At 73.6% G+C, this 24,701-nt stretch carries 21 protein-coding genes; 17 read left to right on the top strand and 4 right to left on the bottom strand.

Features of this window, described 5'->3' with window-relative positions:
* Nucleotides 1-192: 192 nt before the first annotated feature.
* Nucleotides 193-2,652 (bottom strand): SulP family inorganic anion transporter, encoded by a 2,460-nt coding sequence (locus AB5J54_RS18440; RefSeq protein WP_369145007.1) that lies wholly within the window; start codon nt 2,650-2,652, stop codon nt 193-195.
* A 308-nt stretch (nt 2,653-2,960) separates the two neighbouring features.
* Here AB5J54_RS18440 and AB5J54_RS18435 point away from each other — a divergent pair, with 308 nt between their 5' ends.
* Nucleotides 2,961-4,265, top strand: a complete 1,305-nt coding sequence (locus AB5J54_RS18435; protein WP_369145006.1) for a hypothetical protein — start codon at nt 2,961-2,963, stop codon at nt 4,263-4,265.
* A gap of 91 nt (nt 4,266-4,356) precedes the next feature.
* Here AB5J54_RS18435 and AB5J54_RS18430 read toward each other — a convergent pair whose 3' ends face one another.
* Nucleotides 4,357-5,343, bottom strand: a complete 987-nt coding sequence (locus AB5J54_RS18430; protein ID WP_369145005.1) for an ATP-binding protein — start codon at nt 5,341-5,343, stop codon at nt 4,357-4,359.
* A gap of 102 nt (nt 5,344-5,445) precedes the next feature.
* Between AB5J54_RS18430 and AB5J54_RS18425 the strand changes: the two genes are divergently transcribed.
* Nucleotides 5,446-6,288, top strand: coding sequence for an oxidoreductase (locus tag AB5J54_RS18425; protein WP_369145004.1), 843 nt, complete (start codon nt 5,446-5,448; stop codon nt 6,286-6,288).
* Between the two features lie 480 nt (nt 6,289-6,768).
* Here the strand turns inward: AB5J54_RS18425 and AB5J54_RS18420 are convergent, their stop codons facing one another.
* The gene (locus AB5J54_RS18420; protein WP_369145003.1) at nt 6,769-7,635 is read right to left on the bottom strand and encodes an HAD family hydrolase; all 867 of its coding nucleotides are present in this window, start codon (nt 7,633-7,635) and stop codon (nt 6,769-6,771) included.
* A 573-nt stretch (nt 7,636-8,208) separates the two neighbouring features.
* On the opposite strand from AB5J54_RS18420, the gene ssd reads away from it, so the two are divergent.
* From ssd to AB5J54_RS18385, 7 genes are all read left to right on the top strand, one after another.
* A complete protein-coding gene (gene ssd / locus AB5J54_RS18415; RefSeq protein ID WP_369145002.1) occupies nt 8,209-9,291 on the top strand; it encodes a septum site-determining protein Ssd in 1,083 nt (360 codons plus the stop codon).
* Complete coding sequence (locus AB5J54_RS18410) at nt 9,288-10,475, top strand: TadA family conjugal transfer-associated ATPase (protein WP_369145001.1); 1,188 nt, start codon at nt 9,288-9,290, stop codon at nt 10,473-10,475. The genes ssd and AB5J54_RS18410 overlap by 4 nt, the downstream gene beginning before the upstream one ends.
* Nucleotides 10,472-11,350: a type II secretion system F family protein gene (locus tag AB5J54_RS18405; protein WP_369145000.1), complete on the top strand. Its 879-nt coding sequence runs from the start codon at nt 10,472-10,474 to the stop codon at nt 11,348-11,350. The genes AB5J54_RS18410 and AB5J54_RS18405 overlap by 4 nt, the downstream gene beginning before the upstream one ends.
* Complete coding sequence (locus AB5J54_RS18400; protein ID WP_369144999.1) at nt 11,347-12,114, top strand: type II secretion system F family protein; 768 nt, start codon at nt 11,347-11,349, stop codon at nt 12,112-12,114. The genes AB5J54_RS18405 and AB5J54_RS18400 overlap by 4 nt, the downstream gene beginning before the upstream one ends.
* 119 nt (nt 12,115-12,233) lie before the next feature.
* Entirely contained in the window at nt 12,234-12,440 is a 207-nt protein-coding gene (locus AB5J54_RS18395) for a DUF4244 domain-containing protein (RefSeq protein WP_369149384.1), read from the top strand.
* The gene (locus AB5J54_RS18390; RefSeq protein WP_369144998.1) at nt 12,427-12,783 is read left to right on the top strand and encodes a TadE family type IV pilus minor pilin; all 357 of its coding nucleotides are present in this window, start codon (nt 12,427-12,429) and stop codon (nt 12,781-12,783) included. Before AB5J54_RS18395 ends, AB5J54_RS18390 begins: the two co-directional genes overlap by 14 nt.
* Nucleotides 12,780-13,274 carry an Rv3654c family TadE-like protein gene (locus AB5J54_RS18385; RefSeq protein ID WP_369144997.1) on the top strand — a complete coding sequence of 165 codons (495 nt, stop codon included), beginning with the start codon at nt 12,780-12,782 and terminating at the stop codon, nt 13,272-13,274. The genes AB5J54_RS18390 and AB5J54_RS18385 overlap by 4 nt, the downstream gene beginning before the upstream one ends.
* Before the next feature lie 36 nt (nt 13,275-13,310).
* On the opposite strand, the gene AB5J54_RS18380 is transcribed toward AB5J54_RS18385, so the two are convergent.
* Nucleotides 13,311-15,818: a DEAD/DEAH box helicase gene (locus tag AB5J54_RS18380; protein WP_369144996.1), complete on the bottom strand. Its 2,508-nt coding sequence runs from the start codon at nt 15,816-15,818 to the stop codon at nt 13,311-13,313.
* Between the two features lie 80 nt (nt 15,819-15,898).
* Between AB5J54_RS18380 and AB5J54_RS18375 the strand changes: the two genes are divergently transcribed.
* From AB5J54_RS18375 to AB5J54_RS18340, 8 genes are all read left to right on the top strand, one after another.
* Complete coding sequence (locus tag AB5J54_RS18375; RefSeq protein ID WP_015034520.1) at nt 15,899-16,252, top strand: STAS domain-containing protein; 354 nt, start codon at nt 15,899-15,901, stop codon at nt 16,250-16,252.
* Between the two features lie 15 nt (nt 16,253-16,267).
* Entirely contained in the window at nt 16,268-16,726 is a 459-nt protein-coding gene (locus AB5J54_RS18370; protein ID WP_369144995.1) for an ATP-binding protein, read from the top strand.
* Between the two features lie 135 nt (nt 16,727-16,861).
* Nucleotides 16,862-19,186, top strand: coding sequence for a sodium-translocating pyrophosphatase (locus AB5J54_RS18365; protein ID WP_369144994.1), 2,325 nt, complete (start codon nt 16,862-16,864; stop codon nt 19,184-19,186).
* Between the two features lie 161 nt (nt 19,187-19,347).
* Complete coding sequence (locus tag AB5J54_RS18360; protein WP_369144993.1) at nt 19,348-20,004, top strand: small secreted protein; 657 nt, start codon at nt 19,348-19,350, stop codon at nt 20,002-20,004.
* 135 nt (nt 20,005-20,139) lie between these two features.
* A complete protein-coding gene (locus tag AB5J54_RS18355) occupies nt 20,140-21,705 on the top strand; it encodes a methyltransferase (RefSeq protein WP_369144992.1) in 1,566 nt (521 codons plus the stop codon).
* Entirely contained in the window at nt 21,702-22,706 is a 1,005-nt protein-coding gene (locus tag AB5J54_RS18350) for an ArsR/SmtB family transcription factor (RefSeq protein WP_369144990.1), read from the top strand. The genes AB5J54_RS18355 and AB5J54_RS18350 overlap by 4 nt, the downstream gene beginning before the upstream one ends.
* Nucleotides 22,707-22,766: 60 nt before the next feature.
* A complete protein-coding gene (locus AB5J54_RS18345; RefSeq protein WP_369144989.1) occupies nt 22,767-23,891 on the top strand; it encodes an ATP-binding cassette domain-containing protein in 1,125 nt (374 codons plus the stop codon).
* A complete protein-coding gene (locus AB5J54_RS18340; protein ID WP_369144988.1) occupies nt 23,888-24,691 on the top strand; it encodes an ABC transporter permease in 804 nt (267 codons plus the stop codon). Before AB5J54_RS18345 ends, AB5J54_RS18340 begins: the two co-directional genes overlap by 4 nt.
* Nucleotides 24,692-24,701 lie beyond the last annotated feature (10 nt).

Here is a 24,701-nt window from a genome sequence, read left to right as displayed (position 1 = left end):
ACATCTCCCTTTCCCAGGGCGTCCTCTGTGCGTATGTGTCCCGCGTCATAGCTCACCAGCCGGAAGCCCGGGTGACAAGAGCCTCCAGGAAATTGGTTTAGACCTGTGAGTGGCTTGACGTGCGGTGGCCCCTTCTTCCCGAGCGGTGGGAGAAGGGGCCACACAGTCTCACGGCCGGGGCGGCCGGAAGGTTCAGGACGCGCGCGCCGCCCCGGCGAGCCGACCGGTCGGCATGACGTGGTGATTCGCCGGCGCGACCTGGTGATCCGTCGGCATGACCTGGGTGAAGACGTCGTCGTAGCTGTGCACCTCGTCCGTCCCCGAGAGGAGGTACGCCTGCGCCTCGCCCACGTGGAAGTACACGCCGTGCAGCGAGAGCGTGCCCTCGGCCAGCCGGCGCGCCACCGGCTCGTACGCCCGGAGGTGCTCCAGCTGCTGGACCACGTTCGTCAGACAGAGCTGCTCGACCGCGTCGGCCGGAAGCCGCCCGGAGATCCGGGCCCAGGCGTGCCGCCGGCTCGCCATCCGCTCCAGGCTGGGTCTGCCGTGGCGCAGCCAGCGCCGCAGCGGGGTCGGCGGGTCGTCCGGGCTGCCGTTGAGCAGGGCCTGCATCGCACCGCAGCCCGAGTGGCCGCAGACGGTGATCGACGAGACCCGCAGCACCTCCACCGCGTACTCGATCGCCGCCGCCACCGAGTCGTCCCCGCTCTCCTCGCCGGGCAGCGGGACGAGGTTGCCGACGTTGCGCACGGTGAAGAGGTCACCGGGGCCGCTCGACGTGATCATGCTGGTGACGAGACGGGAGTCGGCGCAGGTCAGGAAGAGCTGAGAGGGACGCTGCCCCTCCCGGGCGAGCCGCGCGAGCTCGTCCCGCACGAGCGGGGCGGTGTTCCGCTGGAACTTGCCGATGCCGCTCGCCAGATGCAGCCCCGTGGTCCGCCCGGCTTCGGTGCCGGTGGCGCCGTTGGCGTTGGCGCCGGTGGTCCCGGTGGTCCCGGTCGTCCCGGTCGTCTCGGGGGTCTCCGGGGGCTGTTCACCGCACTGGTGGTTGTGCCAGGGAGTCCAGGGGCGGCAGCAGGGGTGCGCGGCGGAGGCGGTCACCGGCGCGGGCTCGGCGATCCGGATCCCGGAGGGCCCGGTCGTCTCGACCGTCCCGCCGTGGGCGAGGTGCCCGGCGGTCCAGTCGCTCAGCGTCTCGTACGCCGCGTGGTCCATGAAGGAGCCGTCGAGCTCGACCACCACGTCGGATCCCTGCGGCAGCTGGTGCAGGGCCCGGCTGAGCCGGGGCACGGCCAGGAAGGTCAGCTGGCCCCGGACGTGGAGCAGCTGCCGCCCGTCCCGCTCCTCCCGGGTGATCCGGGTGCGGGCGAGCCGGTGCAGGGCGACCGCGATGGCCACGGCGATGCCGAGGGCGACGCCCTCCAGGATGCCGACGAGGACGACACCGGTCAGCGTCACCACGTAGACCACGACCTCGCGGTGGCGCGTGACCGTACGGATGTGGGTGATGCTCACCATCTGGATGCCGACCACCATGACGAGGGCGGCGAGCGCGGCCAGCGGGATCAGGTCGAGCACGGGCACGAGCAGCAGGGCCGCGAGCACGATCCACAGGCCGTGCAGCATGGTCGAGGCGCGACTCACCGCGCCCGCCGAGACGTTGGCGACGCTGCGGACCGCGACCCCGGCGACCGGGAGGCCGCCGAGCGCCCCGGAGATCACATTGGCCGCGCCCTGTCCGGCGAGCTCGCGGTCGAGGTCGGAGCGGGGAACGCCCCGGCCGCGGTCCGCGCGGGAGGCGACCAGCTTGTCGACCGCGACGGCCGAGAGCAGCGACTGCACGCTGGTGACGAGGGTGATCGTGAGCACGCCGGCCGCGATCCCGAGGACCGGTCCCTCGGGCAGGCCGGGCAGCGCGTGGCTGCTCCAGGACGGCAGGTCCACGCGGGGCACGGCCAGTCCGGCGAAGGTGGCCAGGGCCGTCGCCCCGGCCACCGCGACGAGCGCGGCCGGGACCTTCCGCGCGAGCCGCCCCGCCCGGCCCGGCAGCCGGGACCAGCAGAGCAGTACGGCCACGGTGAGGGCGCTGATGGTGAGCGCGGCCGGATGGGCGTGCGCCAACTGGGCCGGCAGTCCGAGGACGTTGTCGACGGCGGAACTCTGCGGAGTGCCGCCCAGCACGATGTGGAGCTGGGCGAGGGCGATGGTGACGCCGATGCCGGCCAGCATGCCGTGCACGATCGCGGGCGAGACGGCGAGCGCCGAACGGGCCACGCGCAGGGCCGACAGGGCGAGTTGGCTGAGACCCGCGAGGACGGTGATGGCGCAGGTGGTGCGCCAGCCGTACCGCTGGATGAGCTCGGCGGTCACGACGGTGAGTCCGGCGGCGGGGCCGCTCACCTGGAGCGGGGAGCCGCCGACCCGGCCGGCGACGAGGCCGCCGACGGCGGCGGCCACCAGGCCCGACTGGAGCGGGGCTCCGGTGGCGAGCGCGATGCCGAGCGAGAGCGGCAGCGCGATCAGGAAGACGGCGACGGACGCGGAGAGGTCCGCGCCGGCGAGACGGAAGCGGCGTCGGGGCCCCTCCGGCGGGCTGTGAGGCCGCTGGATCCGGGGCCGGTTGGTCGTGCGGGCAGGGGTGCAGAGAGTCATGGTCCCGTCTCCTCCGGGGCAGCGCGGTCGCGGCTCGTGCGGGGTGCAGCGGCGGGATGGCGGCACGACCCTCCGGAGTGTTCGCAGTTCGCATGGAGGATCGACGCTCAGTAAATGGATCGTAATGGAGAGTAAAGACTGCGGCATTATTTTCGGGGCAAACAGGGCAATGATTCACCGGTTCCGGTGACAGAACGTGCGCACGCCGCTTGTCGTTGACGCTCCCCGGTCCCCGTGGTGCGACGTTGACGCCGCTTGTACGGAAATCCCTTGTACGGAAATCCGAGGATCTGAGGAGAGGTGTGCGGATGTCAGTCGCCCGCAGAACGACCACTGTCCGGAGGAAGGCGCTCACCGTCGGCGCTCTCACCCTCGCTCTCGCCATCGGCCTCGCCGGCTGCTCGGGCTCCGACGGCACCGCCACCAAGGGCGCGCCGGGCGGCACGGGCGGCGGCGCCAGGAAGGGCCCGGCCGCGGCCCCGCAGGCCCCCCGTCTGATCGGCGACGGCTCGACCGCCTTCACCGGCGCCCAGCCCCACCAGCCCGTCTGGCACAAGCTCAAGCCGGGCGAGGCGCCGCCGCAGTTCGTGGTCTTCTCGTGGGACGGCGCGGGCGAGGACAGCCAGAAGCTGTTCTCCCACTTCCGTGCGGTGGGCAAGAAGTACGACGCCACCATGACGTACTTCCTCAGCGGCGTGTACCTGCTGCCGGAGGAGAAGAAGGAGCTCTACGACCCGCCGCAGCACAGCGCCGGCCGCTCCGACATCGGCTTCAACGACGTCGAGGGCATCCGCGCCACCGTCCGCGAACTGCGCGGCGCGTGGCAGGAGGGCAACGAGATCGGCACCCACTTCAACGGCCACTTCTGCGGCGCCGACGGCGGCGTCGGGGACTGGTCCGTCGAGGAGTGGAAGAGCGAGATCAACCAGGCCAAGTCCTTCGTCAAGCACTGGAAGACCAACGCCGGCCTGCGCGCCGAGCAGCCGCTGCCCTTCGACTACGACAAGGAGCTCGTCGGCGCCCGCACCCCCTGCCTGGAGGGCCGGAAGAACTTCGTCCGGGCGGCGGCGCAGATGGGCTTCCGCTACGACACCAGCGGCGTCAACGACCAGATCTGGCCCAAGAAGGACCTGGGCCTGTGGGACCTGTCGATGCAGCTCGTGCCTGTCCCGGGCCGCGCCTTCCAGACGCTCTCCATGGACTACAACTTCCTGGTGAACCAGTCCCCCGGCACCACCCAGGGCGACCCGTCCCGGCGCGAGTACTGGGGCGACCAGATGCGCGACGGCCTGGTGCAGGCCTTCGAGCGCTCCTACCGGGGCAACCGGGCGCCGCTGATCATCGGCAACCACTTCGAGTCCTGGAACGGCGGCACGTACATGCGCGCCATCGAGGAGACCATCGCCAACGTCTGCGTGCAGAAGGACGTCAAGTGCGTCTCCTTCCGCCAGCTCGCCGACTGGCTCGACGCCCAGGACCCCGACGTCATCGCCAAGATGCGCACCCTGAAGGTGGGCGAGGCGCCGCAGGGCGGCTGGCAGACCTTCCTCTCGGCCCAGCCACCCGCTGCCCCGGCAGGCACCCCCGCCACCAAGCCGGCCGCACGGCACTGAAACAGCGGCCGGCCACCAAGCCGGCTGCACGGCACCGACGCAACGGTCAGCCACTAAGCCGGCTGTACGGCACTGGCGCAGCGGTCAGCCACTAAGCCAGCTGTACGGCGCTGAGCCCTTCGTCCAGTACGAACCCGGGGTCGACCTGCGCCGCCAGGTCGGCCCCGGTCTTGGCGTTGCCCCAGCTCTCCGCGTTGCGCAGGTGGAAGTGGACCATCTGGCGCGTGTAGCGCTCCCAGTCGCGGTGGGCGTACGAGTCGTCCGCCGCGTCCTGGAGGGCCTGGAGCGACATGCGGTTCTCCGCCTCCAGGAGCTCGAAGCGCGGCGGGCGGCCCTTCTCCATCGCGCGGACCCAGTCCGAGTGCCCCACTGTCACCAGCAGGTCCTCGCCGACCTCCTCGCGCAGGAAGTCGAGGTCGTCCCGGCCCTGCACCTTGTTGCCGACGACCTTGAGCGCCACGCCGAAGTCCCGCGCGTACTCCTTGTACTGGCGGTAGACCGAGACGCCCTTGCGGGTCGGCTCGGCGACCAGGAACGTCATGTCGAAGCGGGTGAAGAGACCGGACGCGAACGAGTCCGAACCCGCCGTCATGTCGACGACCACGTACTCGTCGGCCCCGTCGACCAGGTGGTTGAGGCAGAGCTCCACCGCCCCGACCTTCGAGTGGTAGCAGGAGACCCCGAGGTCCGACTCCGTGAACGGCCCGGTCGCCATCAGCCGGATCTCCCCGTCGTCGAGCCGCACCGCCCGCGCGCACGCCTCGTACACCGGGTTTTCCTCGCGGACCCGCAGCAGCCGCGAACCCTCCCCGGGCGGCGTGGTCTTGATCATCGTGTCGGCGGAGGCGATCCGCGGGTTGCTGCCCCGCAGGTACTCCTTGATGAGCGGCAGATGCGCGCCCATCGCGGGCAGCGCGGCGGCCTCCGCCTCGGGCAGACCGAGCGCGGCGCCCAGGTGCTGGTTGATGTCGGCGTCGACGGCGACGACCGGCGCTTCATTGGCGGCGAGGTGGCGGATGAAGAGCGAGGACAGCGTGGTCTTGCCGCTGCCGCCCTTCCCCACGAAAGCGATCTTCATGTTCACCTAGGGTAGCGGCACGATCGCGGCCCGTGGTCAAGCTCCGTGAAGAAGACCACTCCATCGTGGGGACGGCCGCCGAGGCGCGTAGCCTCCCTACTTATGAGTACGCACGCCTCTGACCCCTTGGCCGCCCTCGGCTCCCTGCCGGGCGTCGCCGAAGCGGTGGACTCCGTACGCAAGGCCGTCGACCGGGTCTACGGCCACCGCGTGATGCGCCGCCGCAGCAACGAGATCTCCTCCGAGGCGGCCCTGCGCGGCGCGCGCGGCTCGGCCGCCCTGTCCGGTGCCGACTGGGCCCTGGAGGAGGTCCGCCGGCGCACCGACTTCAGCGCCGACGCCGAGGCCCGCACGGTCGGCGCCGCCCTGCGACTGGGTGCCGAGGCCGGGCAGCTGCTCTCCATCTGGCGCCAGTCGCCGCTGCGCGTACTCGCCCGGCTTCACCTGGTCGCCTCCGGCGACGCGGGCGTCCCGGGCGGTGCCGGCGTCGCCGACTCCGTGGGCCGGCCCCGGCTGGACGGCGAGACGGTCGACGAACCGCTGATCAACGCCCCGCTGCCGACGCCCGCCGAGGTCGCGGGCCGGCTAGACAGCCTCGCCGACCTGATCGTCGCGGGCAGCGAGGCCCCGGCGCTCGTGACGGCCGCCGTCGTGCACGGCGAACTGCTCGCACTGCGCCCCTTCACCTCGTACAACGGGCTGGTCGCCCGGGCGGCGGAGCGGATCGCCCTGGTCGGCAGCGGCCTCGACCCCAAGGCGATCTGCCCGGCGGAGGTCGGCCACGCGGAACAGGGCCGAGCCGCCTACCTCGCCGCCTTCGAGGGGTACCTCTCGGGCACCCCGGAAGGCGTGGGAGCCTGGATCGCGCACTGCGGCCGCTCGGTCGAGCTGGGAGTCCGCGAATCGACGGCGGTCTGCGAAGCACTCCAGCGCGGCGCGGCCTGAGGGGCTGGTCTTAGCGGGGGCGGGGCCGGGCGGGGCGGGGCCGGCGCCGGGGTCACTCGCGAGGGCCCGGCTCTCGCGACGGCCCGCGGCTCTCGCGAGGCGAGGCGCGGTTCCCGCGACGGCCCTGCTCTCGCGGAGGCGCGGCTCTCATGACGGCCCTGCTCTCGCGGAGGCGTGGCCGGGTCCCGACATGGGTTGCGGCGGCACCAGTCCTGGTACCGCCGCTGGCACGTCCACCCAGTTACCAAGCGTCCTCGATATGTGCCCATCAGGCCGGGAACTTTGCCCGTGGCCTGGTGCGGCTGGCCCGTAATCGACGGGTCGACGTCGCGTGGGTGCCCGGTTTCAGTGCTAGGTCCGTGGGGCCTTCATGCTCAACAGGTGATCCTCTCGGATGTCCTCGGTCTCGCGGGCCTGATTCCTTTCTACTCCTGTCCGGGGGGAAGCGAAAGTGCTGGCTCCCCTTCGCGGGTCGATTGCTCAAATCCGGGCAAAGTCACCGGCTGGCCGCTGGGCGAGGGCGGCCTGCCGGCGCCGCGCCGCGTACCAGACGAGCCCGGCCCCGACGGCTGCCGCTCCCACCGCCGCCGCGGCGACGAGCGTGGGGCGGGGCGGCATCCGGAATTCGGGCAGCCGCTGCTTTAGCCGCACCGGCTTCTCGAAGGCGAGCACCGGCCACTCCCGGGCCACCGCCTCGCGGCGCAGCGTCCGGTCGGGATTGACCGCGTACGGGTGGCCGACGGCCTCCAGCATGGGGATGTCGGTCGCCGAATCGCTGTACGCGTAGCAGCGCGAGAGGTCGTAGCCCTCCGACTCCGCGAGCTCCCGTACGGCCTCCGCCTTCGTCGGCCCGTAGGCGTAGTACTCCACCTCCCCCGTGAAGCAGCCGTCCTCGCCGACCACCATCCGGGTGGCGACGACACGGTCGGCACCGAGCATCTCGCCGATCGGCTCGACCACCTCGGCGCCGGAGGTCGAGACGATCACGACGTCGCGGCCGGCGGCGTGGTGCTCCTCGATGAGCGAGGCCGCTTCGTCGTAGATGATCGGGTCGATCAGATCGTGAAGGGTCTCGGCGACGAGCTCCTTCACCTGGGCGACGTTCCAGCCTTTGCAGAGCGCGGAAAGATATTCACGCATCCGCTCCATCTGGTCGTGATCTGCTCCGCCCGCCAGGAAGACGAACTGGATGTAGGCCGTCCGCAGGGCGGCGCGGCGGCTGATCAGTCCGCCCCGGTAGAAGGACTTGCTGAAGGTCAGCGTCGATGACTTCGCAATGACCGTCTTGTCCAGGTCAAAGAAGGCGGCTGTGCGCGGCAAGGAGTGGTTTTCCACAAGCCCGAGCATAGGTGCCCGCCATTCGGCGTACGCTCGGGCGCGTGGGTTTGCCTGAGAAGGCTCTCGGGTACACCATGGAAGTCACGGATCGTTCGCGACCGTGCTAACCCGGTCCGGCTCCTCCCCCCCCGAGTCGGCCGGAGAGACGACCCCCGCTCTCCCCCCCGGCGGGGGTCGTCGCATGTCCGGAGCCATTTCGGCCCTGCGTGCCATCGCTCGCTCCCTTCCTTCCGTTCTCCGGTCGTGAGTCGACCAGGGCCCCGCCCGACCCTCGATCCGTCACTCACAGTAATCGTTGGGCTGCGTTCCGGACAGGCCCCGGAGGGGTGGCGAAGTTATTCACAGCCCCTCGCTTATCCACAGTTTTTCGGCAAGATCGGCACGATTTCCTGGACGGCCCCACGGTGATTCCTGTCGCGAAGTTCGCGGACGGCAGGAATCACGAGAGGGGTGTGTGTCGTGGAGACATCCAGGACTTCCGGGGCCAGGGGTGAGGCACGCGGTTCGGCGTCGTGGGGGCGGGATCCGTGGGAGTTGGAGTCGCGGAGGGCGGGATCGCGGGGAGCGGGAACGCCGGCGGCGGTGGGCCCGGCGGCGGAAGGGGCGCGCCGGGCCGGTCCGCTGATCGTCACCGAGGACCTCGGGCTGCTCGACGACCTCCTGCGGCTGTGCGCCGCCGCCGGGGTCGAGCCCGAGGTGCATCACCGGGTGCCGGAGCGGCGGGCGAGCTGGACCGATCCGCCGCTCGTCCTGGTCGGCGACGACGCCGCGGCCCGCTGTCGAGGAGCGGTGCGCCGGCCGGGGACCCTCCTCGTCGGCCGTGACCAGGACGATCCGGGGCTGTGGCGGCTGGCGGTCGAGATCGGCGCGGAGAGCGTGCTGAGCCTGCCGGGTGCCGAGAGCCTCCTCGTCGACCGTCTCGCGGACGCGGCCGAGGGGGTGGGCAGGGCGGCGCTGACCGTCGGCGTCGTCGGCGGAAGGGGCGGCGCGGGGGCCTCCACCCTGGCCTGCGGCCTCGCGCTGGCCGCCGCGAGGGCCGGGCGGCGGACGCTGCTCGTGGACGGCGACCCGCTGGGCGGAGGGCTCGACGTGTTGCTCGGCGGCGAGCGCGAGGAGGGCAGACGATGGCCCGACTTCGCCGCCTCGAAGGGCCGTCTGGCCGGCGGCGCCCTGGAGGAGTCCCTGCCGTCGGTGCGCGGGGTCCGGGTGCTCAGCTGGGGTCGGGACGCGACGGCGCCGGTGCCGCCCGAGGCCGTGCGGTCCGTGCTCGCCGCCGCGCGGCGCCGGGGCGGGGCCGTGGTGGTCGACCTGCCGCGCGGGACCGACCCCTCGGTCACGGAGGCGCTGGCCCAGCTGGACCTCGGACTGCTCGTCGTCCCCGCGGAGTTGAGGGCGGTCGCGGCCGCCGACCGGATGGCCGCGGCGATCGGTCCGGCCGTGCGCGACCTGCGGGCCGTGGTCCGCGGGCCGTACGCGGTGGGGCTCGACGAGCGATGGGTCGCCGACGCGCTCCGACTGCCGCTCGCCGGTGAACTCCCTTACGACCCGGGGATCGTGGCCGACCAGGACGCGGGAGTGCCGCCCGGTGCCGAGCCCCGTGGGCCCCTCGGCCGGTTCTGCGCCGCCTTCTGGGAGCGCGCTCTCGCGCCCGGAGGTGCGGCATGACCGGGGCGACGCTGATGGCCCGGGGTGCGGGCGACGGCGCGGGGCTCCTCGACGCCGTGCGGCAGCGGCTCGCGGCGAGCGGGGCCGAACCCACCCCGGCGCGCGTGGCGGCGGCGCTGCGAGCCCAGGGGCGACTGCTCGGCGACGCGGAAGTGCTCGGCGCGGCCGAGGAGTTGAGGTGCGAGTTGATCGGCACCGGCCCGCTGGAGCCGCTCCTCGCCGACCCGGCGGTCACCGACGTCCTGGTCTCCGCACCCGACCGGGTGTGGGTGGACCGGGGCACCGGGCTCGAACGGGCCCCGGTGTCCTTCCCCGACGCCGCCGCCGTCCGCCGGCTCGCGCAACGGCTCGCGGCGGTGGCCGGACGCAGGCTCGACGACGCCCGGCCCTGGGTCGACGCGCGGCTTCCCGACGGCACCCGGATGCACGCGGTGCTGCCGCCGGTCGCGGTCGGCTCGACCTGCCTGTCGCTGCGGGTGGTCCGCCCCCGCGCCTTCTCCCTGGAGGAGCTGGTCGCGGCGGGCACCGTGCCGCCGGGCGGCGCGCCGATCCTTCGGGCCCTGATCGACGCCCGTGTGTCCTACCTCGTCAGCGGTGGCACGGGCACGGGCAAGACCACGCTCCTCGCCTCGCTCCTGGGGCTCGTGGGGGAGCGGGAGCGGATCGTGATCGCCGAGGACTCGGCGGAGCTGCGGCCCGACCACCCGCACGTGGTGCGTCTGGAGGCGCGGCCCGCGAACCAGGAGGGCGCCGGGCTCGTCACGCTGCGGGACCTGGTCCGCCAGGCGCTGCGGATGCGCCCCGACCGGCTGGTGGTCGGCGAGGTCAGAGGCGGCGAGGCGGTCGACCTGCTCGCCGCCCTCAACACGGGCCATGAAGGCGGCTGCGGGACGGTCCATGCCAACACGGCGGCGGACGTCCCGGCGCGGCTCGAAGCCCTGGGGACGGCGGCCGGGCTCGACCGGGCCGCCCTGCACAGCCAGCTGGGCGCGGGCCTGTCGGTCGTGCTGCACGTCGTACGGGACCGGGACGGGCGGCGGCGGATCGCCGAGGCACACGTCCTGGAGCGGGACCGGGACGGTCTGGTCCGGACGGTGCCGGCGCTGCGGTGGGGCGCGGGCGGGTTCGGGCGGGAGCGGGGCTGGGAGCGGCTGAGCGCGCTGATCGGAGGGGGATCGCGGTGACGGTGGATCTGGTGCCGGTGCGGGGCGCGGCACATGGCGCGGCGGCGCTCTGCGCGCTGCTCGCCCTGTGGTGGGCGGTCGAGCGGCGGCGCGGTGCGGGCCGGGCACGGGCGGTGCTCGCGGGCGGCGTCCCCGACGGGCGCGGCGACCGGGAGTGGCCCGAGGCGGCCGCGCGATGGTGGGCCGCGCTGCGGGGCCGGCGCGCGTGGCTGTGCCTGCCCGCGTCGGGAGCCGTCGCCCTGCTCGGCGAGTCACCGCTGCCGCTGGTCGCCGGGGCGCTCGCGGTGCCGCTGGTGGGGCGACGGTTGCGGGCCGCCGGGCGCCGGAAGGAACGGGAGGCGCGAGCCGAGCGGGTGGTGGCCCTGTGTGCCGCGGTCGTCGGCGAGTTGAGGGCCGGATGGCAGCCCGCGCAGGCCCTGTCCTTCGCGGCCCGGGAGACGGGAGCCCTCGGCGAGGCGGAGGCGCCGGTGCTCGCGGCGGCCCGGTTCGGCGGGGACGTGCCGGAGGCGCTGCGGTGGGCGGCCCGGCAGGACGGCGCCGACGGGCTCGCGGGCATGGCGGCCTGCTGGCAGGTGGCCGTGGACGGCGGCGCGGGCCTGGCCGCCGGGCTCGACCGGCTGGAGGCCGCCCTCCGCGACCACCGCGAGCAGTGCGACCGACTCCGGGCCGAACTGGCCGGCGCCTGGGCCACGGTGACGGTCCTCGCGCTGCTCCCGGCGGCCGGACTCGCCCTCGGTGCCGCCCTGGGCGCCGATCCGCTGCAGGTGCTGCTGCACACGCCGGCCGGCCTGGGCTACCTGCTCGTGGGCGGGGCGCTGGAGGCGGCCGGACTGTGGTGGGCCGCGCGGATCGTACGGGGAGGGGAGCGGGCATGACACCGGACGTCGTTCGGGCGGCGGGCCTCCTGGCCCTGGCGGTGGTCCTCTGCGCGCAGGGCGCCCTGGAGGCGCTGCGCGGATTGCGGGCGCGCCGGACACGGAGGCGGGCAGGGACCCTCCTCGCGAGCCCGGAACCACGGCCCCGGAAGGCCCGCGGCGGGCTGCCCTCGTGGGTGGGGCGCCGGCTGCCGCCCCTGGTGGGAGTCGGTGTCGGCTGGGTGCTGTTCGGCGCGGTCGGCGGCGTCTGCGTCGGTGCCCTGGTGGCGGCCGGGTTGCGGAGGAGGGCCGCGAGGCGCCCCGTGTCTCGGGCCGACGACGAGGAGACGACGCGTCACCTGCCGCTCGCCGCCGATCTGTTGGCGGCCTGCGCCGCCTCCGGAGCCGGGCCCGGCGAGGCGGCGGAAGCGGTGGGCCGGTCGCTCGGCGGTCCGCTCGGCGAGCGGCTGACCCGCACGGCCGCGGAGCTGCGGCTCGGCGGTGAACCGGCGGAGGTGTGGGGCAGGTTCGGCGCGATACCGGGCGCCGAAGGACTGGCCCGCTGCATGGAGCGGGCCGGTTCCTCGGGAGCGCCGGCGGCGGAGGCGGTCGCCCGGCACGCGGCAGCCCTGCGCGCCGGACGCGCACGCGCCGCGGCGGCCGCGGCACGAAGGGCCCAGGTGTTGATCAGCGCCCCCGTGGGGCTCTGCTTCCTGCCCGCCTTCCTGGCGGTGGGTGTTGCTCCGGTGGTGATCGGCCTCGCGACGGGGCTGCTGGACGGATGAACACGACGACACGACGACACGACGAGAAACGAACGAGGAGCGACGACATGGCACAGCACGACGAGGCACAGCACGACGAGGCACGTCAGGACGGGCCGGGACGGGACGAGGAGGTTGGCATGACCGTGCGGGAGCGGCTGCGTGGCTGGTGGCGGGCAGGGCGGACGGCGGCGCGCCGTGACGAAGGAATGACCACCTCGGAGTACGCGGTGGGGACGATCGCGGCGGCGGCGTTCGCCGCGGTGCTCTACAAGATCGTGACCAGCGGGGCGGTCTCGGGGGCGCTGGAGTCGGTGATCGGGAAGGCCCTCGATGCGCCGTTCTGACCGGGGCTTCGTGACCGTCGAAGCGGCGCTGGTCCTTCCCGTCCTCGCGCTCTTCACGGTGACCCTGCTCTGGGCGCTGGCCGCGGCCGCCGCGCAGATCCGGTGCGTGGACGCGGCGCGGGCGGGGGCGAGGGCGGCGGCCCGCTCGGAACCGGTGGCCTCCGCGGAAGCGCCCGCCCGGGCCGCCGCGCCCGAGGGGGCCCGGGTGTCGGTGGCGAGGGAGGGCGAGCTGTGGCGGGTGACGGTGGAGGCGGCGGCCCCGGGCCCCGGCGGCATGGGAGTCACCCTGCGAGCCGGCGCGGCGGCCCTCGCGGAGGACACGGTCGGCGGGGGGACACCATGAAGAGTGCCGAGGCCCGGGCCGCCCGGGGTGGTGATCGCGGGGCGGCGACCGTGTGGGCCGCGTTCGCGGCGTGCGCCTTGTGTGTGGTGTTCGGGGTGGTGCTCGCGCTCGGGCAGGCGGTGGCCGCCCGGCATCGGGCCGGCGGGGCGGCCGACCTGGCTGCGCTCGCCGCCGCCGACCGGGCCCTGTGGGGCGAGGTCGAGGCCTGCGCCGCCGCCTCGCGGGTGGCCGTCGCGCAGGGCGCCGAGCTGGCGCGGTGCGCGGTCCGGGACGGGGTCTCGGAGGTGACCGCCCGGGTCGTGCGCGGCCCGTACCGCCCGGAGGTCAGGTCGCGCGCGGGCCCTCCGGAGCAGGCCCCGCTTCCTCCTGAGACGGCTCGGCTCCCGGAGCGGGCTCCTGAGGCGGCCCCGCTTCCGGACGAGGCCCCTGAGACGGCTCGGACCCCGACGAGGCCTCCCGTGGCGGCTCAGGCTCCCGGCGAGCCCTCCTGAGGCGGCTCGGACCCCGATGAGGCCTCCCGTGGCGGCTCAGGGCTCCCGGCGGCCCTCCTGAGGCGGCTCAGACCCCGGAGCGGGCTCCTGGGGTGGTTCCGGGGCCGCGCGGAGGAGTTCGGTGAGGAGGCGGACGGCGCCTCGTTTGTGGAGCGGGTCGTTGCCGTTGCCGCACTTCGGGGACTGGATGCAGGACGGGCAGCCCGTCTCGCACTCGCAGGAGGCGATGGCCTCCCGGGTGGCCGTCAGCCAGGCGCGGGCGGTGTGGAAGGCGCGTTCGGCGAAGCCCGCGCCGCCCGGGTGTCCGTCGTACACGAAGACGGTGGGCAGCAGGGTGTCGGGATGGAGCGGTACGGAGACGCCGCCGATGTCCCAGCGGTCGCAGGTGGCGAAGAGCGGCAGCATGCCGATGGAGGCGTGCTCGGCGGCGTGCAGGGCGCCGCCGAGGATCTCCGGGTTGATGCGGGCGGCGTCGAGCTGGTCCTCGGTGACCGTCCACCACACGGCCCGGGTGCGCAGGGTGCGGGGCGGCAGGTCGAGCTTGGTCTCGCCGAGCACCTCGCCGGTGATCAGTCGGCGGCGGAGGAAGGAGACGACCTGGTTGGTGACCTCGACGGAGCCGTAGCAGAGGCGGCCGGCTCCCCAGGGGATCTCGGTGTCGGTTTCGAGGACGGTGATGGAGGTGGTGTCGCGGGCGGTGGTGGAGTACGGGGGGACGGCCTCCTCGACGAGGGCCACGGAGTCCTTGAGGTCGAGCTCCCGCACGAGATAGGTCCGGCCCTGGTGGAGGTGGACGGCGCCCTCGTGGACGGCGGTGTGGGAGGCGGCCTCGTCGACCGTGCCGAGGAGGCGGCCGGTGCCGGCCTCCACGATCCGGACGGGGCTGCCGCCGCCGCCCCGGATGTCGGCCAGGTCGGCGGCCCGCTCGCGGCGGGTCCAGTACCAGCCGGTGGCGCGGCGGCGCAGCAGGCCGGCGCCCTCCAGCTGGGGCATCAGGCCGGGCGCGGCGGGGCCGAAGAGGGCCAGGTCCGGTTCGGTCAGCGGGAGCTCCGCGGCCGCGGCGCACAGATGGGGGGCGAGGACGTAGGGGTTGTCGGGGTCCAGGACGGTCGTCTCGACCGGCTGCTCGAAGATCGCCTCCGGGTGGTGGACGAGGAAGGTGTCCAGCGGGTCGTCCCGGGCGACCAGGATCGCGAGGGCGCCCTCGCCCGAACGGCCGGCGCGGCCCGCCTGCTGCCACAGGGAGGCCCGGGTGCCCGGGTAGCCGGCGATCACGACGGCGTCCAGGCCCGAGACGTCCACGCCCAGCTCCAGAGCGGTCGTGGCGGCCAGGCCGAGAAGCTCGCCGGAGTGCAGGGCCCGCTCCAGGGCGCGGCGCTCCTCGGGCAGGTAGCCGCCCCGGTAGGCGGCGACGCGGCGGGCCAGCGCGCGGTCGGTCTCGGCCAGCCGTTCCTGGGCGATCACCGAGATCAGCTCGGCGCCGCGCCGGGAGCGGACGAAGGCGACCGAGCGGACACCCTGCCGGGTCAGGTCGGTCAGCAGGTCCGCGGTCTCGGCCGTGGCGGTGCGGCGTACGGGCGCGCCGCGCTCGCCGTGGAGCTCGGTCAGCGGCGGCTCCCAGAGGGCGAAGACCAGTTCGCCGCGTGGGGAGGCGTCGTCCGAGACCTCGGTGACCGGCAGGCCGGTGAGGCGGCCGGCGGCCAGGGCCGGCTGGGCGGAGGTGGCCGAGGCGAGGAGGAAGACCGGTTCGGAGCCGTACCGGGCGCAGATCCGGCGCAGACGGCGCAGCACCTGGGCGACGTGGGAGCCGAAGACGCCCCGGTAGGTGTGGCACTCGTCGATCACGACGTAGCGCAGGGAGCGCAGGAAGGAGGACCACCTGGGGTGGGAGGGGAGTATGCCCATGTGGAGCATGTCGGGGTTGGTCAGCACGTAGTTCGCGTACTGGCGGACCCACTCGCGCTCCTCGACCGGCGTGTCGCCGTCGTAGACGGCGGGGCGGATCCGGTTGCCGAGCGGGGCGGCCAGTTCCCGCACGGCGCGCCGCTGGTCGGCGGCGAGGGCCTTGGTGGGCGCCAGGTAGAGGGCGGTGGTGCCGCGGCCGTTCGGGGCCTCCGAGCCGTCCAGGAGGGTGCTGAGGACCGGGGCGAGGTAGGCGAGCGACTTGCCCGAGGCGGTGCCCGTGGCGATCACCACGGATTCGCCGTCCAGAGCGTGCTCGGCGGCCTCCGCCTGGTGCGCCCAGGGGTGCTCGATCCCGGCCGTCCGGATCGCCGCGATCACCTCCGGACGGATGAGGTGCGGCCAGACGGCATGGCGGCCCTCCCGGGCGGGCATGTGCTCCGTATGAGTGATGCGCGCGGCCCGGCTCTCGCCCGAGGAGAGCCGGTCGAGGACCATGCCGGGAGAGGGGCGGCTGCCCGTTTCCCCGGCCGGACGACGGGGGTGGTGATTCTTGGCCATCGGCACCGAGTGTGTCACTGCCATGACGGACAATGCTTCCAAGGCGTCGTGCATGGCTGCTGGTAAGTGATTGAATGCCATCGCGGCTGGCGTTCCGTTCCTCGGCTCCGCCCCGGAGACCCGAGGGGACGATCGCCCGATAGCAAGGTGCTGGAGGATCCGTGGACCTGTCCCTGTCGACTCGCAATGTGTCCGGCGCTGGTGGTGACCGTACGGTCGTCGAGGTCGGTGGCGAGATTGATGTGTATACCGCGCCCAAGCTGCGCGAGCAGTTGGTCGAGTTGGTGAACGACGGCAGCTACCACCTGGTCGTCGACATGGAGGGCGTGGACTTCCTCGACTCCACCGGCCTCGGTGTGCTCGTCGGCGGCCTGAAGCGTGTTCGCGCGCACGAGGGCTCGCTGCGTCTGGTGTGCAACCAGGAGCGCATTCTCAAGATTTTCCGGATCACGGGTCTCACCAAGGTGTTCCCGATCCACACCTCGGTCGACGAGGCCGTCAACGCCGTCGACTGAGCCCAGGGGGTTCGCATGGCCACCGTTGAACTCCGCTTCAGTGCTCAGCCGGAGCACGTCCGCACGGCCCGTCTGGTGGCGGCCGCGGTCGCGCGCCGGGCGGGTGTGGACGAGGCGGTCCTCGACGAGGTGCGTCTCGCTGTCGGTGAGGCCTGTTCCCGCGCGGTCGGGCTGCACCGGAGCAACGACGTCACGACCCCCATCCGGGTCGTCCTGACCGAGGAGGAGAAGACGTTCTCCATCGAGGTCGGCGACGAGGTGCCGGGTGCGGGGGTGGCGGCGGCCGATGCCGCCGGTGTCCCCGGCGCGCGGGCCTCGGCCCCGGCCGAGGACTTCGACGACGCCGACGGCGAGGACGAGATGGGTCTCGCGGTGATCCGCGGGCTCGTCGACGACGTCGAGGTCAGCGCCGGCGAGGACGGCGGCACCATCCGGATGAGCTGGCCGGTGAGCTCGGCGGACGTCCTGTCCTGAGTCGTACACACGTACGAAGCGATGAGGCCCTGCAGCGCAGGGCCTCATCGCTTTTCCGGGTGCGCCCCGGGCGTCCTCGCCCACGAATTGGTGCATCCCGGTCTGTACCGGTTCGTCTCCCTATGATCCGTCCCCATGTACCCCACATCTCTCGCCGCGGCGGTGCTCACGAGCGGGAACCGGACGATCGTGGTCGTCATCGCGGTCGTCGCCCTCGCCGCGCTGGTCGTCGCCCGGCTCCTCGTCCGCCAGGTGCTCGCGGCCGGTGAGGGCACCGAGAGGATGAAGGAGATCGCCGCCGCCGTGCAGGAGGGCGCCAACGCCTACCTCGCGCGGCAGCTGCGGACCCTCGCCGTCTTCGCGGCCGCCGTGTTCTTCCTGCTGATGCTGCTGCCCGCCGACAACTGGTCGCAGCGCGCCGGACGTTCCCTGTTCTTCCTGGTCGGAGCGCTGTTCTCGGCGGTCACCGGCTACCTCGGCATGCGGCTCGCCGTACGGGCCAACGTGCGGGTCGCCGCCGCGGCCCGGGAGGCCACCCCCGCGCCGGGCGAACCCGCGAAGGACCTGAACGAGGTCGCCCACCGGGCCATGCGGATCGCGTTCCGTACGGGCGGGGTCGTCGGCATGTGCACGGTCGGCCTCGGACTGCTCGGGGCCTCCTGCGTCGTCCTCGTCTACGCCGCCGACGCGCCCAAGGTCCTGGAGGGATTCGGGCTCGGCGCCGCGCTCATCGCCATGTTCATGAGGGTGGGCGGCGGCATCTTCACCAAGGCCGCCGACGTCGGCGCCGACCTCGTCGGCAAGGTCGAGCAGGGCATCCCCGAGGACGATCCGCGCAACGCCGCCACCATCGCCGACAACGTCGGCGACAACGTCGGGGACTGCGCCGGCATGGCGGCCGACCTCTTCGAGTCGTACGCCGTGACCCTGGTCGCCGCGCTCATCCTCGGCAAGGCGGCCTTCGGCGACCACGGTCTCGCGTTCCCCCTGATGGTGCCCGCGATCGGGGTGGTCACCGCGGTGATCGGCATCCTCGCGGTCGCCCCGCGGCGCGCCGACCGCGGCGGGATGAGCGCGATCAACCGCGGGTTCCTGGTCTCGGCGGTGATCTCGCTGGCGCTCGTCGCCGTCGCCGCCTTCGCGTACCTGCCGTCCTCGTACGCCGAGCTCGCGGGCGTCACCGAGCCCGGCATCCACGGCCACGGCGGCGATCCGCGGGTCCTCGCCCTGGTCGCGGTCGCCCTCGGCATCGTCCTCGCCGCGCTCATCCAGCAGCTCACCGGCTACTTCACGGAGACGAGCAGGCGGCCGGTCAGGGACATCGGCAAGTCCTCGCTGACCGGCCCCGCCACCGTCGTCCTCGCGGGCGTGGCGCTCGGCATGGAGTCCGCCGTCTACACGGCCCTGCTGATCGGGCTCACCGTCTACGGGGCGTTCCTGCTCGGCGGCACCTCGATCATCCTGGCGCTGTTCGCGGTGGCCCTCGCGGGGACGGGGCTGCTCACCACCGTCGGCGTGATCGTCGCGATGGACACCTTCGGCCCGGTCGCCGACAACGCCCAGGGCATCGCGGAGATGTCCGGGGACGTCACCGGGTCCGGCGCGCAGGTCCTCACCGACCTCGACGCCGTCGGCAACACCACGAAGGCCATCACCAAGGGCATCGCCATCGCCACCGCCGTCCTGGCGGCGTCGGCGCTCTTCGGCTCGTACCGGGACGCCATCGCGACGGCGGTCGCCGACGTCGGGGAGTCCGGGAAGGCCGGGGTGCTCGGCGAGGTGACACTCTCCATGGACATCTCCCAGCCCAACAACCTCTTCGGGCTGATCCTCGGCGCCGCGGTCGTCTTCCTCTTCTCCGGCCTCGCGATCAACGCCGTGTCCCGGTCCGCCGGATCGGTCGTCTACGAGGTCAGGCGGCAGTTCCTCGAACACCCCGGGATCATGAACTTCACCGAGAAGCCGGAGTACGGGCGGGTCGTCGACATCTGCACCAAGGACGCGCTGCGCGAGCTCGCCACGCCCGGGCTGCTCGCCGTGATGGCCCCGATCGCCGTCGGCTTCACGCTCGGCGTGGGCCCGCTCGGCGCGTACCTCGCCGGGGCGATCGGGGCGGGCGCGCTGATGGCGGTCTTCCTCGCCAACTCCGGTGGCGCCTGGGACAACGCGAAGAAGCTGGTCGAGGACGGGAACCACGGCGGCAAGGGCAGTGAGGCGCACGCGGCGACCGTCATCGGGGACACGGTCGGAGACCCGTTCAAGGACACGGCGGGCCCGGCGATCAACCCGCTCCTGAAGGTGATGAACCTGGTCGCGCTGCTGATCGCCCCGGCGGTCGTGCGGTTCAGCTACGGCAGCGACGCGAGCGCCGGGCTGCGGGCCGCGGTCGCGGCGGTCGCGCTCCTCGTCGTGGTCGGCGCGGTCCGCGCCTCCAAGAGGCGTTCGGTGGCCGTCTCCTGACGTGGCGTCCGTCTCATTTCCGGTTGTTCACGGAGTCGGCGTGAGGTTCATCCCTTGGTTCAAAAGGCTGCAATGTGGGAGGAATGCGTCGCACGAAAGGTGGAAGTAGCCCGTTCGGCGTGTATGTTCCGGGGCCGAGAGCCTTGGAAGGGACCGATCCGTTGAACAAGAAGCTTGCGGCCGCACTGTCCGGCGGCGCGGTACTGGTGCTCGCGCTGTCCGGTTGCAGCAGTGACGAGGGCGACAAGGTGGGTGACTGGGCGAAGACCTTCTGCGACCAGGCGAAGCCTCAGATCCAGAAGCGGGCCGACGCCCACCAGATCATCATCTCGACCGCCGCCGACAGCAAGCCGGCCGAGATCCAGGCGGCCGACTCGAAGGCGTTCCAGGACATCGCGGACGCCGACCGCGCCCTCGCCAAGGCCGTCGAGGCCGCCGGGGCCCCGCCCGTCGAGAACGGCGAGAAGGTCCAGCAGGACGCGATCAAGGAGCTCAACGCCACCGCGGTGGCCTACGAGGGGCTCAAGAAGCAGGTCGACGCGCTGGACCCGACGAACCAGCAGAAGTTCGCGGACGGCCTCCAGGGCGTCGCCGACGGCCTGACCAAGATCGAGAAGATGGACCAGAACGCCCTGTCCAAGCTGGAGGACGGCGAGCTGGGCCAGGCGATGGCCAAGCAGCCCGGCTGCCAGAAGCCCACGGCCTCGGTCCCGCCGAAGACCTCCGCCTCCCCGAAGGCCGGCTCCACCTCGGACTCCGACTCCGGTTCCTCGGACCCGAACAAGAAGCCGTCCGCCACGCCGAGCAAGAAGGCCTAGGCGGGCAAGCCCAGGCGGGCACGAAGGCCTGGGCGGGCAGCACCGCCGGGCCGATCGGCCCGGCGGTGGCGGCGATCGGCCGCACCCCGCCGGGTCGGCCGCCCGGATGTCGGTGGCGGCCGTCACAATGGAGCGGTGAGTACGACCCTGTCTTCCCGCCTCCCGGTGCCCGCGCACGCCACCCGTCTGCGCGAGGCACTGCTCGCCGCCGACTTCACCGCCGACGGCCTGCTCGACCTGCTCGGCGCCCCGGCCTACGCGGCGCTCGCCCGCAGCGAGACCGTGCCCGCCCTGCGCGCCACCCGCGGCGGCTCCCCGCTGGAGACCCTCGTCAGGCTCTTCCTGCTCCAGGAGCCCGTCGCCGACGACCGGGCCGCCGCCGCGCTCCCGCTCGACGAGGCCCTCGCCGACGGCTGGGTGGTCCGCGAGGACGGCACCGTGCTCGCCACGGTCGACGTCCGGCCGTACGGCGGACCGGACGGCGAGGACTGGTTCATCGTCTCCGACCTGGGCTGCGCCGTCGGTGGCGCCGGCGGGATCGGGAAGAAGGACGAAGGAGTCGTCCTCGGCGTCGGCGGTGCCTCCACCACCCTCGCCGGCATCACGGTCCGTACGCCGGTCTCCTCCGCACTCGACCTCGGCACCGGCTCCGGCATCCAGGCGCTGCACGCCGCCCAGCACGCCACCCTGGTCACCGCCACCGACCTCAACCCGCGCGCCCTGGACTTCACCCGGCTCACCCTCGCCCTCTCCGGGGCCCGCGAGGCCGAGCTGCTGACCGGTTCGCTCTTCGAGCCCGTCGACGGCGACACGTACGACCTGATCGTCTCCAACCCGCCGTTCGTGATCTCCCCCGGCGCCGGACTCACCTACCGGGACGGCGGGATGAGCGGCGACGACCTGTGCCGCACGCTCGTCCAGCAGGCCGGGGAGCGGCTCAACGACGGCGGATACGCCCAGTTCCTCGCCAACTGGCAGCACGTCGAGGGCGAGGAGTGGCAGGAGCGGCTCCGGTCCTGGGTGCCGCGCGGCTGCGACGCCTGGATCGTGCAGCGCGAGGTCCAGGACATCACCCAGTACACCGAGCTGTGGCTGCGGGACAGCGGCGACCACCGCGGCGACCCGGACGCCTACCGGGCGGCGTACGACCGCTGGCTCGACGAGTTCGAGGAGAGCAAGACCCGCGCGGTCGGCTTCGGCTGGATCACCGTCCGGCGGAGCGAGGCCGTGGCCTCGGGCGCGGTCGAGCCCTCGATCGTCATCGAGGAGTGGCCGCACCCCGTCGAGCAGCCCCTCGGCCCCACCGTCCGCGCCCACTTCGAGCGCCAGGACTACCTGCGCGGCCACGACGACGCCGCGCTCCTCTCCGACAGCTTCACCCTCGCGCCCGAGGTGGTGCAGGAGCAGGTCGGGCTGCCGGGCGCCGAGGACCCCGAGCACGTGGTCCTCCGGCAGAACCGGGGCATGCGCCGCGCCACCAAGGTCGACCACGTCGGCGCCGGGTTCGCCGGCGTCTGCGACGGCACGCTCAGCGCGGGCCGCATCCTCGACGCCATCGGCCAGCTGATGGGCGAGGACCCGGTCATGCTGCGGGACCGCACCCCGCAGGCGATCCGGCTCCTCGTCGAGGAGGGCTTCCTGATCCCCGGCTCCCTGCTGCCGGGGGCGGAGCCGTCCGGGACCGGAGGGAGCGGCGCTTGATACGGATCGAGCTGGACGAGGCCTCGCTCGGGGCGACCCGGATCGCGATCAGCCCGCTCCGCGACGCGTTCTGCGCGATGCACCTCGCGCTGCCCCACCGCCACCCCTCCTGGCCGTACCTGGAGTGGGTCGGGCAGGCGCGCGAGGTGTGGCGCGAGGACGACCGGCTCCGCCCCCTGTGGGAGCTGTTCGGGGTGGGTCGGCGCGAGACCTCGGACTTCCTGCTGCCCCGGCCGTTCGGCACGGTCCACGTCCACGAGGAGCTCGCCGCGCTGCGGGGCACCGACCCGGCGTTCGTCCGCGAACAGGCGGCCGTCTGCTACCCCGGCATGGCGGACGCGCCCTTCCTCCAGCCGTACCTGAAGGACCCGGAGGCCGCCTGTGCGGCGCTCGCCGACGCCTACGCCGCCTACTGGGAGGGCGCGATCGAGCCGTACTGGCCGACGATGCGCCGGCTCGTCGAGGACGAAGTGCTCGTCCGGGCCAGGACGTTCGCGACCGAGGGCGTCGACGCGCTGTTCGCGGGCCTGGAGGCCCGGGGGAGCTGGCGGCCGCCCGTACTCGAACTGACCAAGCACATCGACGCCGATTACGCGCCCGGGGAGCGGCGGCTCGTCCTCGTGCCCCTGGTCTTCGCCGAGGGCTGCCGGCTCTACTCCACGGACGACCCCGAGGTCTTCGCGCTCAGCTTCCAGGCCCGGGGCGCCGCCGCCCTGCGCGAACCGGCGGAGTCGCTCGCCGAGGACCGGCTCGGGCTGATGCTCGGCCGCGGCCGGGCGGCCGTCCTGCGCGAACTGGGCGGGCCCCTGACCACGGCCGGCCTCGCCGACCGGCTCGGCCTCGCCGCCAGCACGGTCTCCGAGCACCTGTCGGTCCTCGCGGAAGCCGGGGTCGTGACCCGCCACCGCGTCGGACGCTCGGTGTACTACCAGCTCACGGACACGGGCCGCTCGCTGCTCGCGCTGCTCGCCGGGGAGGACGTCCTGCACGCGGTCGCCTGACGATTCGGGGCCTCCCGAATCGATGGTCCGGCCCTCTCACCTGCTCCTATCGTCCGGCGCATGCTCGCAATCGAGGCGGACGCGCTGCGCCGCACCTACACCGGCAGGACCGGCTGGCCGCGGTCCCGGCGGACCGAGACCGAGGCCGTCCGCGGGGTCACCTTCGAGGTGGCGCCGGGAGAGCTGTTCGGGCTGCTCGGGCCCAACGGCGCCGGCAAGACCACCACCATCAAGATGCTCAACACCCTGCTCCTGCCGACCTCCGGCACGGCCCGGGTGTTCGGCCATGACGTGGCCCGCGACCCCGTCGCCGTACGCCGCAGGATCGGGTACGTCTTCGGCGGCGACCGGGGCCTGTACGACCGGCTCTCCGCGCTCGACAACCTCCGCTACTTCGCCGAGCTGTACGGCGTCCCCGCCCGCGAGCAGAAGCGGCGCATCGCCGAACTCCTCGACCTCGTCGGCCTGCTGGGACGGGAGAAGGAGCGCGTCGAGGGGTACTCGCGCGGCATGCGGCAGCGCCTCCACATCGCCCGCGGACTGCTCCACCGCCCCGACGTCCTCTTCCTCGACGAACCGTCCATCGGCGTCGACCCGGTCGCCGCCCGCGACCTGCGCCGCACCGTCGCGGACCTGGCCGCCGCCGGCACGACCGTCCTGCTGACCACCCACTACATGGCCGAGGCCGACGAGCTCTGTGACCGGATCGCCGTCATCGCGGGCGGCCGGATCCGCGCCCTCGGCACCCCCGACAGCCTCAAGTCCCGCGTCGGGGACCGGGACGTCCTCGACATCGAGGCGTACGGGGCGGACGAGGAGGTCCTCGACCGGATACGACGGGTGCCCGGCGTACGGGGAGTGTCCGCCGAGGACCGGGGCACGGTCCAGACCGTGAGCGTCCAGACGGACCGCGGCGCCGAGCTGCACGCGCCGGTCCTGGCCGCCCTCGACGGCGTCCGCGTCGGACGGGTCGTCAGCCGCGAACCGTCCCTGGAGGACGCCTACATCGCGATCGTGGAGGAGGCGACGGCGTCCAACGCGTCGGCGTCCAACGCGTCGGCGTCCACCGCGACGGCGTCCACCGCCTCGGCGTCCACCGCGACGGCGTCCACCGCCTCGGCGTCCACCACGACGGCGTCCACCACGCCGGTGTCCTCCACCGAGCCGGACGGGGTGCCGGCGTGATCCGCCCGACCGGCCCGGTCCGCGTCCTGCGCCTGATCGGCGTCGGGGTCCGCACCCACGTCTCGTACATGTCGCGCTCCCCGATCGAGATCACGTTCGCCGTCCTCGTCCCGCTCGTCTACGCGACCCTCGCCGTCTACCTGTTCCGCGCCGCCGGCGACCCCGACCGGCTGCTCACCGCCTCCGTAGGCGCCGGACTCATGGGCATCTGGGGCTCGGTCCTGTTCGGCTCGGGCGGCGCCGTGCAGAACCAGCGCTGGCTCGGCACCCTGGAGACCCTCGTCGTGGCGCCGACCCCGCTCGCGCTGGTCCTCCTGCCGATCACCCTCGCGACCGCCGTCATCGGCACGTACGCGATGGGCGCGACCGTCCTGTGGGGCGTCCTGCTCTACGGCGTGCCGCTCGACTTCGCCCACCCGCTGCTCTTCCTCCTCGCCGTCCCGGTGTGCGTCCTCGCGCTCGGCATGATGGGGCTGCTGCTCGCCGCGACCTTCGTCCTGCTGCGCAACGCCAACGCCCTGGCCAACCCCCTCGACACGCCCGTCTGGCTGCTGTCCGGGCTGCTCGTCCCCGTCACCGTGCTGCCCGCCTGGACCCACCCGATCTCCTGGGCGCTGCCCACCACCTGGGGCGCGCGGGCCGTGCACGCGGCGACCTCCGGAGGGCCCTCCACCGGGGAGGTCCTCACCCCCCTCCTCGTCGCCCTCGCGCTCGGCGCCGGCTACGCCCTCGCCGCCGTCCTGGTCCTCGGCCGGGTGGAGCGCCGGGCCCGCGCCGCCGCCACCCTCGCCCTCGCCTGAAAGGCCACCG

It is taken from the genome of Streptomyces sp. R44 (genome assembly GCF_041053105.1).
Lineage (GTDB): Bacteria > Actinomycetota > Actinomycetes > Streptomycetales > Streptomycetaceae > Streptomyces.
This window is presented reverse-complemented; position numbering and strand designations above follow the sequence as displayed.

Coding starts and splice junctions, on each gene's coding strand:
- AB5J54_RS18430 (WP_369145005.1), bottom strand. CDS start 5,343: ATGAAGATCGCTTTCGTGGGGAAGGGCGGCAGCGGCAAGACCACGCTG.
- AB5J54_RS18380 (WP_369144996.1), bottom strand. CDS start 15,818: ATGGCATTCAATCACTTACCAGCAGCCATGCACGACGCCTTGGAAGCA.
- AB5J54_RS18440 (WP_369145007.1), bottom strand. CDS start 2,652: ATGACTCTCTGCACCCCTGCCCGCACGACCAACCGGCCCCGGATCCAG.
- AB5J54_RS18365 (WP_369144994.1), top strand. CDS start 16,862: ATGTACCCCACATCTCTCGCCGCGGCGGTGCTCACGAGCGGGAACCGG.
- AB5J54_RS18345 (WP_369144989.1), top strand. CDS start 22,767: ATGCTCGCAATCGAGGCGGACGCGCTGCGCCGCACCTACACCGGCAGG.
- AB5J54_RS18390 (WP_369144998.1), top strand. CDS start 12,427: ATGCGCCGTTCTGACCGGGGCTTCGTGACCGTCGAAGCGGCGCTGGTC.
- AB5J54_RS18420 (WP_369145003.1), bottom strand. CDS start 7,635: ATGCTCGGGCTTGTGGAAAACCACTCCTTGCCGCGCACAGCCGCCTTC.
- AB5J54_RS18370 (WP_369144995.1), top strand. CDS start 16,268: ATGGCCACCGTTGAACTCCGCTTCAGTGCTCAGCCGGAGCACGTCCGC.
- AB5J54_RS18395 (WP_369149384.1), top strand. CDS start 12,234: ATGACCGTGCGGGAGCGGCTGCGTGGCTGGTGGCGGGCAGGGCGGACG.
- AB5J54_RS18435 (WP_369145006.1), top strand. CDS start 2,961: ATGTCAGTCGCCCGCAGAACGACCACTGTCCGGAGGAAGGCGCTCACC.
- AB5J54_RS18410 (WP_369145001.1), top strand. CDS start 9,288: ATGACCGGGGCGACGCTGATGGCCCGGGGTGCGGGCGACGGCGCGGGG.
- AB5J54_RS18385 (WP_369144997.1), top strand. CDS start 12,780: ATGAAGAGTGCCGAGGCCCGGGCCGCCCGGGGTGGTGATCGCGGGGCG.
- AB5J54_RS18425 (WP_369145004.1), top strand. CDS start 5,446: ATGAGTACGCACGCCTCTGACCCCTTGGCCGCCCTCGGCTCCCTGCCG.
- AB5J54_RS18400 (WP_369144999.1), top strand. CDS start 11,347: ATGACACCGGACGTCGTTCGGGCGGCGGGCCTCCTGGCCCTGGCGGTG.